The organism is Alkaliphilus transvaalensis ATCC 700919 (assembly GCF_000621485.1).
Lineage (GTDB): Bacteria > Bacillota > Clostridia > Peptostreptococcales > Natronincolaceae > Alkaliphilus > Alkaliphilus transvaalensis.
Map to the genome: position 1 here is coordinate 142,269 of NZ_KK211287.1, position 15,499 is coordinate 157,767.

Annotated in this window: 16 protein-coding genes; 3 read left to right on the plus strand and 13 right to left on the minus strand. The window is 35.2% G+C overall.

Annotated features, from left to right (window positions below; all coding sequences use genetic code 11):
* Positions 1-15 precede the first annotated feature (15 nt).
* The 8 genes from T335_RS0117500 to T335_RS22380 form a co-directional block, all read right to left on the minus strand.
* A complete protein-coding gene (locus T335_RS0117500; protein WP_026478683.1) occupies positions 16-1,116 on the minus strand; it encodes a DUF871 domain-containing protein in 1,101 nt (366 codons plus the stop codon).
* A gap of 5 nt (positions 1,117-1,121) precedes the next feature.
* Positions 1,122-1,445: a PTS lactose/cellobiose transporter subunit IIA gene (locus T335_RS0117505; protein WP_026478684.1), complete on the minus strand. Its 324-nt coding sequence runs from the start codon at positions 1,443-1,445 to the stop codon at positions 1,122-1,124.
* A gap of 112 nt (positions 1,446-1,557) precedes the next feature.
* The gene (locus T335_RS0117510; RefSeq protein ID WP_026478685.1) at positions 1,558-2,880 is read right to left on the minus strand and encodes a 6-phospho-beta-glucosidase; all 1,323 of its coding nucleotides are present in this window, start codon (positions 2,878-2,880) and stop codon (positions 1,558-1,560) included.
* 58 nt (positions 2,881-2,938) lie between these two features.
* A complete protein-coding gene (locus tag T335_RS0117515) occupies positions 2,939-4,210 on the minus strand; it encodes a PTS sugar transporter subunit IIC (RefSeq protein ID WP_026478686.1) in 1,272 nt (423 codons plus the stop codon).
* 62 nt (positions 4,211-4,272) lie between these two features.
* Positions 4,273-4,578, minus strand: a complete 306-nt coding sequence (locus tag T335_RS0117520) for a PTS sugar transporter subunit IIB (protein WP_026478687.1) — start codon at positions 4,576-4,578, stop codon at positions 4,273-4,275.
* Between the two features lie 390 nt (positions 4,579-4,968).
* On the minus strand, positions 4,969-5,235 hold the full coding sequence (locus T335_RS0117530; protein ID WP_026478689.1) for an HPr family phosphocarrier protein: 267 nt from the start codon (positions 5,233-5,235) through the stop codon (positions 4,969-4,971).
* 239 nt (positions 5,236-5,474) lie between these two features.
* A complete protein-coding gene (locus tag T335_RS0117535) occupies positions 5,475-8,186 on the minus strand; it encodes a sigma 54-interacting transcriptional regulator (protein ID WP_026478690.1) in 2,712 nt (903 codons plus the stop codon).
* 456 nt (positions 8,187-8,642) lie between these two features.
* Positions 8,643-8,783, minus strand: a complete 141-nt coding sequence (locus T335_RS22380; RefSeq protein ID WP_156943718.1) for a hypothetical protein — start codon at positions 8,781-8,783, stop codon at positions 8,643-8,645.
* A gap of 255 nt (positions 8,784-9,038) precedes the next feature.
* Here T335_RS22380 and T335_RS22385 point away from each other — a divergent pair, with 255 nt between their 5' ends.
* From T335_RS22385 to T335_RS0117555, 3 genes are all read left to right on the plus strand, one after another.
* Positions 9,039-9,245 carry a hypothetical protein gene (locus tag T335_RS22385; RefSeq protein ID WP_156943719.1) on the plus strand — a complete coding sequence of 69 codons (207 nt, stop codon included), beginning with the start codon at positions 9,039-9,041 and terminating at the stop codon, positions 9,243-9,245.
* Positions 9,246-9,274: 29 nt separating this feature from the next.
* Entirely contained in the window at positions 9,275-9,550 is a 276-nt protein-coding gene (locus T335_RS21225; protein ID WP_084281463.1) for a metal-dependent transcriptional regulator, read from the plus strand.
* Between the two features lie 180 nt (positions 9,551-9,730).
* Positions 9,731-11,686: an FAD-dependent oxidoreductase gene (locus tag T335_RS0117555; RefSeq protein WP_026478692.1), complete on the plus strand. Its 1,956-nt coding sequence runs from the start codon at positions 9,731-9,733 to the stop codon at positions 11,684-11,686.
* A gap of 43 nt (positions 11,687-11,729) precedes the next feature.
* Here T335_RS0117555 and T335_RS0117560 read toward each other — a convergent pair whose 3' ends face one another.
* The 5 genes from T335_RS0117560 to T335_RS0117575 form a co-directional block, all read right to left on the minus strand.
* Positions 11,730-12,515: a MerR family transcriptional regulator gene (locus tag T335_RS0117560; RefSeq protein WP_026478693.1), complete on the minus strand. Its 786-nt coding sequence runs from the start codon at positions 12,513-12,515 to the stop codon at positions 11,730-11,732.
* Between the two features lie 494 nt (positions 12,516-13,009).
* Positions 13,010-13,450 carry a DUF3788 domain-containing protein gene (locus T335_RS0117565; protein ID WP_026478694.1) on the minus strand — a complete coding sequence of 147 codons (441 nt, stop codon included), beginning with the start codon at positions 13,448-13,450 and terminating at the stop codon, positions 13,010-13,012.
* A 145-nt stretch (positions 13,451-13,595) separates the two neighbouring features.
* Complete coding sequence (locus T335_RS21230; RefSeq protein ID WP_084281464.1) at positions 13,596-14,156, minus strand: GyrI-like domain-containing protein; 561 nt, start codon at positions 14,154-14,156, stop codon at positions 13,596-13,598.
* A gap of 225 nt (positions 14,157-14,381) precedes the next feature.
* A complete protein-coding gene (locus tag T335_RS22960; RefSeq protein WP_334291177.1) occupies positions 14,382-14,501 on the minus strand; it encodes a DUF3788 family protein in 120 nt (39 codons plus the stop codon).
* Between the two features lie 284 nt (positions 14,502-14,785).
* Positions 14,786-15,499: a MerR family transcriptional regulator gene (locus T335_RS0117575; RefSeq protein ID WP_026478695.1), complete on the minus strand. Its 714-nt coding sequence runs from the start codon at positions 15,497-15,499 to the stop codon at positions 14,786-14,788.

Below are 15,499 nucleotides of genomic sequence, written 5' to 3' on the forward strand. Positions count from 1 at the left end.
CTCTATTTATCCTATTTATCCACTTTTTATCCCTTTTTCCTTTAACTTAAACTTCTGCCATGGCAATATATAATCTAGAAGATAAATTTCTTCCTCCACTACCCTACCAACGACGCTGGTCTTTCCGCTATTTTTCATGTCTTTAAGGGCAATTTGAAGTTCTCCTGCATATCTGTCATATAGGGAGCTATCAATTAAAATATCGCCTTTTTGAATTTCCTTTGGGTTAAATAATTTAAAATAATAATCTTTGTACTTTACTCTACTTTGGGTAGAACGGATCATATACTCAGATACGTCCCCCCTGTTAAAATGAAGCTCCTCCATCAAAATTTTTCTTTCTATCTCTGGTAAGTCTGCTAAAACCTCAATATTAATGGTTAGTAAATCTCTATTCATTTCTGATAAAGCCCTAAGCTCATCCTCTGAGGCAAAGGCATTGGCAATAATGACATCATCTATTAAATCGGTGTTAAAGAGGTCCTTTACCTGGGTTTCTATTGGCAGGTTTCGGTGGTCTTCAAGGGTACATAATCCCTCCCTTACTTGCCAAGGCCCAAAATCCCCATTACTAGAAGATACAAAAGCCGCTGTCCTAATCCCTTTTTTTCGATACTCCATTGAAGTATTTATAAAATGATCTCGGGATAAGCCTGTATACTTATGGGGATAGAAGTTATGGCAACCAATTAGATTATCTTTATTAGGTACATATGAAAGGATATTGTCTAGATATTTTGTACCGCTACTCATATTTACCTCGATCTTTAATCCATAGGGATTAAAGGTCATAATACTTTCTTCCATCCCACTAAAGCCTAAATCTAACCGTAGCCCCCAAAGCTTCAGATCTTTAAAAAATTTTAAGTCATCATAGCTGATATTAAATTCTTCAAATATGGTGGGGGTCACATCAGCAATTACCTTCATACCTAAATTATCTGCGTGGCCAACAATATCCTTAAAGTCTTCAATTACTTTATTTTTATCACCCTTTAGGGAAATAAGACAAGTAAATATCCTTGTAAATCCATATTGTGCCGCCAATGATATATACCTTTTTATCTCTTCTTTACTCCCATTGTCGGGATATATTGAAATTCCCAACTCCCTCATTTATATCAAGCCTCCACTTCTTCAGTTGCAACATTTTTATATAGGTCCACAAATTCAGAAGCTAAGTCTTTAATTGTTATAGCATTCATTAAATGATCTTGTGCATGGACCATCAGCAAAGAAACCTCAACCTTTTGCCCCTGTGCCTCTGTATGAATTAAAGTTGTTTGGGCTTCATGGGCTAAAGCAAGCTTTTCTATAGCATCATTAATACATTTCTCAGCTTTTGAAAAACTGCCCCTTTTAGCATGTTGAATAGCCTCCATACTTGAGCTTCTTGCCTCTCCACTATAGGTTATGATGGTAAAAATCGTTACTTCAAAATCCATATCTATTCGCTCCTTGCCTTAGGTATTGTTTAGTGTATACAGCATTGCATATTAAATATCGTTACTGTTTTTTTATAATTAGGTTACTGTTTTTTGTAAGGGATCGCTGTTTTTAAATTAAGTTACGTTTATTAAATTGAGGTAAGTAGTCAACATTTTCCCTTAATATATCATCTAGTATTTTTTTTGCCACCTTAATTGATGGCACTAAAGGATTAGCCATGAGGGCCATTAAGGCTGTATTATAGTCTCCCCTTAAGCCTGCTTCGACTGTCAAAAGTTCATATGATTTTACAGCTTGTAATAATCCATTAATTTGAGTTGGTAGTTTTCCGCTGGCTATTGGTTTTGCCCCTGCCCTACCTATTACTGCATTCACTTCCACCACAACATCCTCTGGTAGTCCCATTATCCCCCCATTATTATGGATGTTGACGGTATGAACTTCCCCTTTATCGTTGTAGATTGCACTAATTAGCGAAACAGCAGCATCGGAGTAATAGGCGCCTCCCCGTTCTTCTAGTTCCTTTGGCTTCTCTTCCAACTCCACCTTTTTGTATAGTTCAAAAAGGGCTGCTTCAATCTTCATTACTTGTTCTGCCCTTGTTCCCTTTTCTGCTAAGGCCTTTTTTTCGTCCTCCAACATTTCATCTGTCATATAAAAGTACCTATGATAGGGGCAGGGTATTAATCCCAAGGCATAAATAAAATCTCGGTCCCAGACCAAATCTGGGATATTCTTCATTGTAACTGAGCCGCCTTCTGCCAGCTTAGTAAGAACATCTTTAGTAATCTCTTCTCCGTCTAAATAAACCTTTTTACCATAGACCATATGATTTAAACCAACAAAATCAATTTTTAGTCGATTACTTTCATACCCGAGAATCTTTGCAATATTATTAATCATCCCTATAGGAACATTACACAGACCCATTGTTTTAACCTTTGTATGCTTCAATACCATTTCAGTTATGATACTAACAGGGTTAGTAAAGTTTATCAGCCATGCATTTGGTGCCAATTCTTCAATCTCTCTACAAATTTCAAGGATAACAGGAATTGTCCTCATGGCCTTAGCAAAGCCCCCTGCCCCTGTGGTTTCTTGCCCAATTACATCATATTTTAAAGGTATTTTTTCATCCTTTGCCCTAGATTGTAATCCACCAACTCTAATTTGTGTCACTACGAAATCAGAATTCTCGATGGCTTTCTTCCTATCTAACGTTTGGAAAATCTGGGTTTTAAGTCCCGCTTTTTTAATCATCCTTTTAGTAAGTTCATAGATGACATTTAGTTTTACCTTACCTTCCTCAATATCCACTAAATGAATCTCTTCTACAGGTAATTCATTAGCTCTTATGATAAAACCTTCTATTAACTCTGGTGTATAACTACTTCCTCCACCAATTACAGTAATTTTTAATCCATTAGTCATGGTTTCACCCCTTATTTAAAATTGATAAAGTAAAGGGAGTTTCCCCCCTTTACTGGTTTTATGCAATCTCTTTCTTAACCTCATCTTTCATTTGTTTATCGGCAATCATGACAAAGGGCAGATAAATGCCAATAGCCACAAATAGGTTCACAATAGCTAGTATAGCCGCCCTAATACTACCTCCTGTTGCTAAGAAGGCTCCAATCCCCACAGGTGAGATCCAAGGAATAGCCACATAGGTAGGGGGAACTAATCCACTGGCTGTAGCTAAATAGGCAATTAGGGTAAGGACTCCCGGTGTAATGATAAATGGTATAAATAAAATTGGATTCAACACAATTGGTATACCAAAGATCATTGGTTCATTAATTTGGAAAATTCCATTTGGTAATGCAAGCTTCGAAACCTCTCGATATTCTTTCCGCTTTTTAACCCCTAAGAAGATGGCTGCTATCAACCCTAAGGTAGCCCCAGACCCTCCTAAGTGAACATAAACATCAAAGAAAACTCTAGTAACTGTAAATTGGGCTGCTAACCCTTGCTGAATGGCACTGGCATTTGCCTCTAGGGCTGGTAAGTAAATGGAGTTCATAATTGGCTCTAGGATATTTGCTCCATGTAACCCAAAGAACCAGAATAGATTCATCAGCATCGAAAGAACCATAGCTGAACCTACCCCTTGACCAAAACCCTGTAGCGGTGCTTGAATTGTATCATAAATTAAATCGTATAGACTTGTATCCCAAAAGGTTGAAATAAGGTGGGTAACTGTACCTGCAACATAAACAGCCACAATCCCTGGAATAACAGCTGCAAAGGCCCGCCCTACTGCTGGTGGCACTGTGTCAGGCATTCTAATGACTATTTTTCGTTTCGTTAATTTAACAAATATTTCTGTTGAAAGAATAGCTACCAGTAACCCTGTAAATAGCCCCGTTGCATTCAGAAAACCTCCATTTATATAACCCCAAGGGGCTTCACCATGGATTTGAGGAGTAACTGTGATAAATGCTGCAATTGAAATTAACCCAGCTGCTAATCCATCTTCATCATAGCCTTTTGCTAAACTATATCCAGTTGAAAATACCACTAACAGGGTCATAATTGCAAAGGTACCCCACCATACATTACCATTAATTCCCCTTAAAAATTCAAAGAAGGGCACCCATGTAACTAGGGTACTGTTGAGTAGAACAGCAAAGGAACCTGCTAATATTAAAGGCATTATACCAACGAATCCATCACGAATAGCTACTAGGTGTCTCTGTCCGCCAATTTTTGAAGCTATTGGCATAAAGTACTTATCCATAAACTCAAAGAACTTTTTCATGTTCATCCCCCTCATATACTATTTATATAACTTTCAATATTACATTCATAATTAATCTAAATCTATTCTAATAACCTTAAAGCTTGATCTAATACTGCTTCACCATTCATTGTTCCATAATTGATGCTTTCGATTACAGCCACAGGAATTTTCTTTTCAGCCAATAGCTTTTCTATTTTATTTAGTAAATATCTTACTTGAGGCCCTAATAGCACCACATCAATATTATCAAAGTGCTTTTTAGCATCGGTTTCAGATACAGCAAATATTTCTGCTGAAATACCTTTTTTCACTGCTGCATTATTCATTTTTGTAACTAACAAGCTGGTGGACATCCCTGCAGAGCATACCAACATGATTTTCTTCATCCCTTCTCCTCCTCTTTTAGACTGATTTATGATTATCTATTAAAATGATCTACAGCCCTCATTAATGCTCCCATTGCTGCCCCATGCTAGGGCAAGCTAATTCTAGGTAGCTGTTTTTTATTCAATACTAAATAATAACCTGATAATTTCGAAATTTTTAAATAAACCGCCCCATAGAGCAAGAGAAAATTTTTCTTCATAGATTACTAGTTAAACAATATGTCCCATCCCTTAAGCCTTAAGCATACACCATCAATTCTATTCATGGGTACGTTTTCCTCTTTTTCAAGTAAGTAAAAAATTTCATCAGCCAGAACTACAATTGAATTCCCACCACCTCCGTCACTTTCAATAAAACACCTGATAATCCCCCCTTTAATAAAGTGATTTTTATTCTTGCATAAGCTTTTCTTCAAACAATTCCTTTATGGCTTCAATTGCTTCAACTTCATCGATGCCTTCTGCAACAATTTCTACTGTATCTCCTTTTTTAACTGCCATACCTAAAACAGACATGATGCTCTTTCCATTAGCAGACTTATTATTTTTTTGTAGAATTATATTTGAAGAATAGTTTTTTGCTATACTAACTAACATACTGGCGGGCCTAGCATGTAATCCAGACTTAGTATTTACTGTCACTGTAAGTTTTTCCACTTGATCAACCACTCCTTTTTTATATGTCACGATAATATAGAGCAAGATTGATGCCAAATAGGGTATACCATCAAAATAAAGCGAGAAATTAATTTATCATTGCAAAATCACTATTCAATGTGGTGTATTAATATTTAGAAAATTAAAAATAGTGTGCAGATTTTTCTACACACTATTTTACACACTTACACACTTACACACTTTTACATGGTAGCAATGATTAAGTTTGTTTTATTACATTATGCTTCAATATTATTTGAAATCATCATTTTACAGATATAAGCCAGTTCATTTTCTCCAATCGTAATATGATATTTATCTTCTATAGGCTTAAAAGCGCCTTTTATTAGAATCATCTCTCTATAGAATTGATCTTTATAGGCGTCCAAATCAATAAAGAGGGTCTCTTTTCCCCCACCCTTTAGCTTATCAACCAAAAAGCTAATATGAAGAATGATTCCGATTAGAGCTTCTTCTTTTATATTTATGTTTAGCTTTTTTTCAATATCCATTATCGTAATCCTTATTTCATCTATGATTTTCTCACCATTTACTTCATTTAAATGAATTTTTAAAGACTTACCTATTTTTATAAAATCTTCTTCCTTCTTTATGATATCTTCTAAATCCTTAAGGCCCTCTCCCACAATTATATCTTCTGCTGAAATAAAGGGAATATCACTTACATGGATATCTACAGTACTAACTATTGCTAGAACCTTGTGGTTCTCTTTAAATTCATTAATGGATGAGACAAATTCTTTTCGATTTAGTATGTTTAATGGTATTATTTCTATTTCATCAGACTTTGGAAGTCTTTCTTCAATAATCCCCTTTAAGCGTTCTGACGCCCCTTCTCCAGTAAAGCATGCTGTAATAATAATATTTCTAAAATTTTTCTTTAGCCTTTTATTTATGTCATTTGTAAATGAGTTTCTGTTTCTAAAACTACCATAAATCTCATCTATATCTCTTCCCAAAACAGCTTTTCTACAAGCATCTATCAGTAATGCCGTGCTGACCATATCTATGGTTTTAACGATTATTCCCGTCTCTTCGTAGATTAGGTCTCCAAAATTAGTTAATGAGCCCATATCTACTAAAAGAAGTACACCTCTTCCACGATCTAACTGTATCACTTGTTTTTTAGCCAATTCGTACATGTCTAAAGGCTTCATGCTAAGGGGCATATCTAAGGAAACTGCATGTTGGGCCCCAATTAATGTATTGCATACCTCCACCATGCTACTGGCAGTTGTATTACCATGCATAATGACAAGGACTCCAACCTTCGACTTTTCTTCTCCTTCTAAATCTAATGGGTTAGCTGTAAAAAACAAAGTTAGATACCCAATTTCGTCTAATGGCGTTTGAATATGAAACCTTTTATCTATCATTTTTACGGCTTCCATGGCTACTAGAAACTCATCTGGATATTCTACCCTAATTAAATTTAGCTTGGGATGATAGATTTTCACTCCCTTTTTTATTCTCTCAATAAAGCCATGAATATGTAATGCTAATCCATAATAAATCTTTTTATCGTACTTTCTTTTAAGGGTATCTTCTGCCAACTGAAGGATATTCTCTACTATTTCCAGTACTTCTACATCAACAATCTTAGATATTTCTTGAATTCTAATATCTTCATGTAAATTACCTAAGTATTTTTGAAAGTGGCTTTCTATGTCTATATTAATGATCTGATTAATCTCTTCTGCATCTATCCCAGAATCCTTTAGGGTCTGTAACTTCTTTTCAATTGCATCATAAAAGTCCTCATTATCAAAATTTTCACCTTTGATATTTGGCAAAGCATCCTCTTTATGGTTAAATCGTAAAATATCTCCCTTTTGTTTAAAGAGTTGATCTACTTCTTCTCTTAATTCATTGATTCTCATCATTCCCTTTTTAACATGCTGGGGTAAGTCTGATTGGGAAATTAATATATAGTCCTCCCTTTTAGACTTATAATTAACGAAGGCCTTTGCACAGGCCAGTTGAATATCACTTCCCAGCTGACCAATATTACTGGGGCAATCATATAGGAGTAGGGAGATCAGGGAGTTTTTATTAACATAAATGCTTTTTCCAATACGTTTTGATTCTTTTTTGATAAAGTATTCTATTAGATAATATCGCTCTGTTAATGATTTATCCCTTAAGGCTGGCAGGGTAATGAGCATTGGTATTCTTCTTGTGAAGGTGTTAAGTAAACAGGATTGGGGATCCTCTGTTGTGGCTGCAATAATTTGTACTTTAACGGATATAGCCTTTTCTGTCTCCCCTAAAGGTCTGAAGGCTCCTGTATCAATATAAGTGAACAGCATTTCTTGCCCTTGGGGTGATAATCTGTGGATTTCATCAAGAAAAAGAATTCCTCCATCTGCCCTTTTTAAAAGACCATCTTTATCTTTGTCTGCTCCTGTATAGGCTCCCTTTTTCACGCCAAAAATTTGTGCCATCACAAGCTGAGGATTATCTGCGTAATCAGCACAATTAAACCTGATAAAAGGTGCTTCTATCTCTATTACTTTTGATTCAATTGCTAATTGATACATCAGCTCTGCAAAGAGGGACTTACCCACACCTGTTTCACCTAATATCAAAGTATGGAGACCTCTAGGCGGGTATAATATTGCAGCCTTTGCCTGCTGAATTGGGACTTGTAGACTTTGTTGTTGAAGGGTAATTTTATTGATACTGCTCTCAAGGGTTTGGGTTAATGGGGTGATATTCTCAATCTTCTGCTGATCATCCTTAGTGTTAAATAGAACTGGTCTTCCTTCAATTTTATTAATCCTACCCTCTACATAAAGGTGATTTAAGTATCTACTTACATTGGCTCGATTAATATTCAATAACTGACTTATTTCGTAGGCAGAGATTCCTCTATTAAACTTTTTCTCCAGCTTTTCTAAAGCTTCATATACTTGATCAATTTTTTTCATATTGACTTTTCCTTTTCAATTATGATTTTTCTACCCAAAACACATAAATTATTGACTTTTCTTTAAGGCATGATCAATCTACATTACCATTATATGCCTTAATTATAGCATAATTATATTTTGAGTCCAATTGAAATCAAGTATCAGGATGAAGGTTAGTATTAGAATGGTCTTGAGGCTTTCTGACCTACTTCTTAGATCGAAAATTAAAACCCCGCTGTTTAGTGTTCAATTAGTAATATAAGTGATGCTAGAAACTTTCATACTCATGGTAGTAACAACTTCATCAATCTTAAGAGGTTATCTGCTAAAAAAATCCCACTAATCATATATCAGAATTAGTGGGATTTTTAAGTTTAAATATTTAATTTTACCTATAAATCTGTACTTACGGCATTTTCACTAGAAAGCATGTGTGCAGCTGCCTTAAAACAAACAAATTTTCATTTCTTGTATTTATAAGTCCCCCTTTATTTGACAAGTGGCATATAAGAATCGCCCATATCCTATCTCCGCTGTATTTTTCATTAATTCTCCATTTAACCAAAGGGCAATATCGGCAAAGTTTCCATCTGCTAATGGCCTATAACCTTCCACTTATTTTCGGTAACCTATCATTGGCCCTTATTATTTGGTGATTTTTGTTGTATTTGCTTTTGTTTAAATAAAAATACTTTTAGCCAAACTGGTTCATTTTTATTTATAATTAATTCATTTATTCTAACATTACTTTGTTTAAGCATAAGCTTTTTCGTTTCTACCTTTGCAACAAAAAATTTCAGTGATCCTATAGAAAACTGTCTATCCCTTGGGTTATCCTTTTTAGGTGGTTCCTTTGTACCACAAGCTCTTTTGATTGATACACTGCAAACTGTGGGAACCTTCAATCCAATATTTGGGTATATCAAGGTCAATGATGCCATAGGAGAAATTACTAATCTTACTCAATCGACACTTCAGCCAATCATCTATGGTATACTCGTTCTGTTGGCCTTTACTATTGCCTTTATTGCCATCGCCTTAGTGGTAACTAGCCAAAACCGATATGCCCAACAGTAAATATGTTATCTCTACATTAAGGTGCACGGGTGTCGGACATTGCCGAGAGATTAGGTGTCTCAAAGGCAAGTACCAATAGTGCTATGTCGTCTCTTTCTGATAAGGGACTTATGGAAACTGAAAAATATAAAGAGGTATTTTTAACCCCGGCTGGACTTAATCTGGCTAAGTTTATTTCAATTAAGCATCAAGTTATTCAAAAGTTCTTTACAGAGGTTTTAAAGATTGAACGCCGTCAGTTATTCAACTCATTTCATAATCACTTTCCTTCCTCTCAAGGAAGAGCATCGGGGTTTTGGATATGAGCTAAAGGATATAGAAAATATCGTGGATTAAGAATATATTATATGACCCGTCAAGCTAAACGCCTACAACAACCCTGACTATTGAAGATAATATTAATGTGAAAAAATAATCAAATTTCCTTGACTTTGTGGCTGCTACAAAGTTTATAGTAGAACTATACTATTAGGAGGTGTTGAAAAATGCGAAATAAACTTTTATTATTTATGTTGGCACTATTGTTAGTTTTTTCACTACTAGGCTGTTCTAAAACAACTGTTTCTCAGGATGCTGGCAATTCATTTGTTGCTGGTACTTATACTGCCGAGGCTGAAGGGATGAATGGCCCAATCAAGATAGAGGTTGTATTAAGTGATACTTCTATTGGGAATATCAAGGTGTTAGAATCTTCCGAAACTGTCAATCTTGGCGATCTCGCAATGGAAAGTTTAACATCGGATATTATTAAAAATCAATCTATTGGTATTGATTCTGTAAGTGGAGCTACCATTACTTCTAAGGCGTTTCTATTAGCTGTGGAAGATGCTTTAGCACAAGCAGGAGGAAATATTGATCTCTTTAAAGTACCTGTAGAAAAAGAAAATGAAGGTAAAATAGTTGAATTAGAAGCAGATGTAGTAGTGATTGGTGCTGGCGGTTCTGGAACAGCAGCCGCTGTTACTGCTGCAGAAAATGGTGCCAAGGTTATCGTTTTAGAAAAAACTGCGATTGCTGGTGGTACCACAGCTATGGGTGGTGGCTTTTTTGCAGCTGATAGTGCTCAAGCAAGATCATTAGGCCATGAACCTCTAGATACAGATTTTATATTTAAAAAATGGATGGATGAAATGGATTGGTTAGCTGATGCTACACTAGTGAAACAGTTTCTTGAACTTTCCCATACAACTGCGGATTGGATGGAAGAACATGGAATAGAATTTCAAAAGACCAAAGCGGCTGTTCAACAATCTCATGCAGAAGGAACCAATGGATATCATAAGTATAATGATCATACAAAAACTTCCTCTCAACTAACCACAATGTTGAATAAAATTGTGGCAGATTATGGCGCATCTGTTTATTACGAAACCCCAGCCAATAGTTTAATAGTAGAAAATAATAAAGTAACTGGTGTTACTGCCAGTGCCAAAGATGGGTCTACATTGCACATATCTGCAGGCTCAGTTATTATCGCTACTGGTGGATTTGTTGGTGATTCCGATATGGTAGCAGAAGCTTTAAATGGTGTTAGTGTAAATGCATCAGGATATAACTCTAACGTTGGGGATGGAATTAATATGGCAGTAGAAGCAGGTGCTGCAAAACGTGGACTATCTGCTATGATAACCCATACCTTTGCTGTAGATGGTGGCAATTCTGTTGAAGGTGATTATGAATTTATGGAATTATATCAAGCAACCAATTCTGTTGCATACATGCCCATAATCCCTTGGTTAAATGCAAGCGGCCTTCGCTTTGCTAATGAAGATATTGTATATGACCGAGCATTATCAGGTAATGCTGTTATGACCCAAGGTAACTATGCATATTTTCTATACAATGAAGAATTATTAAACCTATTAGAAACGAAAGGTGCACGAGCCGCAGGAATGATAGATAAGATTGCTATGGGACCTATGCCAGAAATCACTCCTATGGACTTTGGATGGAGTAAACTTACTGAAATTATAGGAAAAATGGTTAATGCAGGGCATGTTGTAAAAGCAGATACAATTGAAGGGCTGGCTGAAAAGCTCAACATGCATCCAGAGACCTTATCAGAAACTATGAGTAAATATAATGCTGATGCAGCTAATGGTATCGATACCCTTTATGGAAAAAATGGCAGTCATATGTATGCAATGCCTGAAGGTCCTTATTATGCATTTAAAATAACTGTGAACAACTTAGGCACCGTTGGTGGAGTTCGCATTAATTCTAAGTTTGAAGTTGTTATGGATGAGCCAGAAAAGGGATATACTACAGTGATTTCCAACTTATATGCTGCTGGATCTGATGCTGCTGGACTTTATTCAGATCATTATGCACATACTATAGAAGGTGCTGCCCAAGGCTGGGCATATAACTCTGGACGTTTAGCAGGGGCAAGAGCTACTGAAAATGCTTTAAATATTAAGATTAACTTATTAGAAAAATAAAATTAAGAAGGCTGTCGTTTTTCCCCCACGACAGCCTTCTTAATTATTCTATAGGAATATAAATATCAAATAATCGTCTTGGCCTACTATTTTCTATAATTTCATGAAGCATATTTCCATAGGCCCTTCCCTCCATGGTATAGCCTTTCTTATTACAAAGTTCCTCTGCTTCTTTCATAATAATGCTGACCTTTTCTTCTAAATTACTTTCTATCTCAAGTAATTTGTACAAGCATTTTACAGGTGGCATATGTATAAAAGCTTCTGATGGATGCTTTTCATTGGTATAGGAAACATATCCATAACCAAAGCTAAAAGGCGCTTCTTTACAATCAAGATTATAACTAAAGGCAGGCCACAAATCTGGCATACGGTCTAAAACTTTATAGGTATTGTTAAAGACTTCTTCCGACTCTATAAAATATTTTTCTGTTTGATTGTAGTGGTAATAAGAATTGTTAGAAGTAACAATCTCAAATTCATCCTTTGATTCTTTCCATTTCTCGAGCTTTTCTGTTAACATTTCTATGTGTTTTTTCACTCTATTTAAATAATCCTGTTCTGATTCTATAAACGCCACTTGATTTTTAAGCATTGCCATTTGTGTTTCTACGGAATGACCACTAACTAATTTTTCTGCATCCTTCATATTAAATAGTAATGAACGATACATTTTATAGGCAAATATTTTATTAATGTCCTCAGACTTAAAGTATCTATAATTATTTTCATCCCTCATAGAAGAAATTAAACGTTTATTATCAAAATATCTTAGGGTATCTCTGCTTATGTTTAATATACGTTTTACATCATTTACTTTATAATGCACAAGTTCACCCCCTTATTTAAAGTTGATAATAGGTGCTGGGTCACCTCTACTCATAAAGATGTCAGCACATCACATTGTTTTGCTTATCAACTCAACACACTATCTTAATTAATACTTGAATCTACTAATACTTTTTTGCATATTTTCAGCTACTTTTGATATTTTAATACCTTATGGTTTTCATCATACACATATGGTTCAAACCACACTCCAGAGCCCAAAGTTTTTTCATTGGTCATACGTTAATTTTATCATAAAACATAAAGCATCTTGTTATTTAATGTATGAATTGGCGCTTTTTATTGAAGATCATTAATATTAATTCGACAATTTTCATTATTATAATATTCTATTTCTTATAAGTAAACCCTTCTTCTGTAAAGTTTATTTTCACTATAAAACCTAAAATTTTCTTCATTGACGGCAACAGTAAACTAAAGCCTTACTCAAAAAAATAGTAAACTACATGATGAATCTTCGAAATTTATGTTGAGTTACTTTTTCGACCCGACCCTGATTGACATTAAATGCTTTATATCATTTAGGACAGCTTTATCTTTGACTTCTATCATCAACCATCGTCCCAAAGCTGAATAAGCTGTTTTGTCATAGAGTTCTTTTATATAAGTGTTAAACAGGCCTGAATCCATACCTATTTTTACTTCTTCTTCTTCTTTTGGTCCGACAACCACCAAAGCAATAAAATAACCCGCCATTGGATAAAGGGTACAAAGGGACTTGTTGCTTTTCTTGTACTTCACATTCCATCCCGGTTGTGCAGCGCATTCTCTATAGGCGACTTGAGGTTCGACTTGGTATGCTTTTTCAATATAAGCAGTCAATTCATCCCATATTGATCTTATATCACCAAGATACTCTCTTATATCTTCATCAGAAGGAATATGCTCTGCATTAAAGATTTCATTCCACTTCATAACTCCCCTCCATTCTTTTAAACATTAAAGTTCCAATAAACAATATAAATTACCACTATCCACAAGAAGCCATGCAAACATCTATGACCCTCATAATTAGTTCTTTTTCCATAGTTTGATGGTGGAGAAGAACTCCCTTGTCTCATCATAATGGCTCTGTGTCTTTCATCGGAACGGGAATAACCCATATCTCCATATAAGCTGCACCCGGCGTAGTCTTATAATATCTCTCTACTGAAAAAGGCTGTGTCGTCAGTCCTCGTTTTGCCAGCCACGTGCCAAAAAGATAGCTAATGGCTTTACCCAGTGCAGAAGTGGTAAGTTCTTGAAAATTTTCCGCTTCAAAACAGCATACCACATACTCCTCTGCAGGTAGTTCCCATATAGTAAATTCTCCATTGGTAGATGTGTTTGGTTTCATTGCACCACCAGCAAAATAATTAAAAGATCCATCCTCTGTTTCGCCCATCATCGACACACCTATTTCTATACCGCCTGGTTGTAAATTTGGAATATCCTCTTTATGACTATGAAATAAATTCCATAGCTGGCCGGGTACATCAATCCCAGTCGTTTCACCTACTGGAACATGGAATATGGGCACCTGAGCGGAAAAACCAATATAGAATTCAGCTACATCTACTTTCTTGCTCGTGATTTCTAAAACAATACTGTCAGTAATCAATGGTACATCTTCATCAATCATCGTATAATTGAGCACCAGCTCTGGCTTAGAAAATAAAATCGACTGTTTTTTGTATTTGTTCCCATGCGTGCATTATAAGCACCTCCTTAACACTAGAATAACATGAGACTTATTTATCCGCTTGACCGTCAATGCTCTTTTTTCCACATTCCAATACTTTAATGGTAATATTATACATTGTTTCGTTTGATGTTCTATAAATTCTTATATAGTACAGAATAGAAGTCACTGGGACTTGACACTTTTCTTATATTTCACATTCCATCCCGGCAGTGCAGAACATTTACTGTACTCCACTTGGGGTTTGACCTTATATGTATCTTCAATATGTGAAACTAACTTCAATTGAAAGTATAAAATGTCCTATTCTTATAATCTCGGGAGAAAAAGATGTTACTTGGCCTTCTTCTTTAATTATTTGTTTTTGAACTCAACTGGAATTCTTTTTTGTTTTGATCTTATTTTGACAACCTTCTATTAATTCCGTTCTAAACTACTATTTTCAACTTACTACTTCTCTATCAACACAACGGCCTCCACATGGATTTTGATAGAATGATGATAATATTTCGCGTCAATAATGAAGTATCTCCCATCCTCATCGAGTTTAGGAAGTCAAATCCGAAAGTCTAGCTCATTAAAGTCATCAGGTACTCATACAGTTCATCTGTAAGCCCATATCTTAACTGTGTATTTTCCTGAGAAGCATGAAATGCTGTTATGGAATCTTTCATTTGTTCATCATTCCCTATTAACTTTCTAGTAATTTTGCTCCAATACTCCACGCACTCCCTTGCAGCTGTATCCGTCTTCAAGGCCTGATTTTTATAACAGGCTTTCAACTTAGAAATAAATTTAATCCATTCATTAGCCAAATCTGTTTCTGGGTTGAAGCTATCTAATTTACCCTTCAATTTATTCAATTGTTCTTTTGTAAAAAACTTATCTGCAGATGAGTTGATAAATTGAGCCATTTCTCTGAGGTCTTCAGATGACAAGGTAACATTTTCTCTAAGCCGTTGATTAATTTTGAGCAACTTCCTCAAAAGTAGCTGTTTTTGACATATTTCTTCTTGTACATTATTAATGTGAATTTCTACCAATTCTCTAACATCAATGTTTTTGGTTCTAATTAAATCATTTATTTCCTCAAGATTAAAACCCATATCCTTTAAGGCCATTATTCGATATAGTTCTGTAATACTCTGCATATTATATAACCTATGATTTGCTTCAGTAATCTTTACTGGTTGTAGTAAACCAATTTCATCATAATAGTGTAGTGTTCTGATGGTTATCCCTGTTATACTTGCTAGTTCACCAATCTTAATATAATCATTCAT

Bases quoted from the DNA above. Each gene is read 5' to 3' on its own strand.
- T335_RS0117510 (WP_026478685.1), bottom strand. From the start codon at position 2,880: ATGACTAATGGATTAAAAATTACTGTAATTGGTGGAGGAAGTAGTTAT.
- T335_RS0117565 (WP_026478694.1), bottom strand. From the start codon at position 13,450: ATGAAGTGGAATGAAATCTTTAATGCAGAGCATATTCCTTCTGATGAA.
- T335_RS0117515 (WP_026478686.1), bottom strand. From the start codon at position 4,210: ATGAAAAAGTTCTTTGAGTTTATGGATAAGTACTTTATGCCAATAGCT.
- T335_RS0117555 (WP_026478692.1), top strand. From the start codon at position 9,731: ATGCGAAATAAACTTTTATTATTTATGTTGGCACTATTGTTAGTTTTT.
- T335_RS0117535 (WP_026478690.1), bottom strand. From the start codon at position 8,186: ATGAAAAAAATTGATCAAGTATATGAAGCTTTAGAAAAGCTGGAGAAA.
- T335_RS0117500 (WP_026478683.1), bottom strand. From the start codon at position 1,116: ATGAGGGAGTTGGGAATTTCAATATATCCCGACAATGGGAGTAAAGAA.
- T335_RS21230 (WP_084281464.1), bottom strand. From the start codon at position 14,156: ATGATTGATGAAGATGTACCATTGATTACTGACAGTATTGTTTTAGAA.
- T335_RS0117575 (WP_026478695.1), bottom strand. From the start codon at position 15,499: ATGAATGATTATATTAAGATTGGTGAACTAGCAAGTATAACAGGGATA.
- T335_RS0117505 (WP_026478684.1), bottom strand. From the start codon at position 1,445: ATGGATTTTGAAGTAACGATTTTTACCATCATAACCTATAGTGGAGAG.
- T335_RS0117520 (WP_026478687.1), bottom strand. From the start codon at position 4,578: ATGAAGAAAATCATGTTGGTATGCTCTGCAGGGATGTCCACCAGCTTG.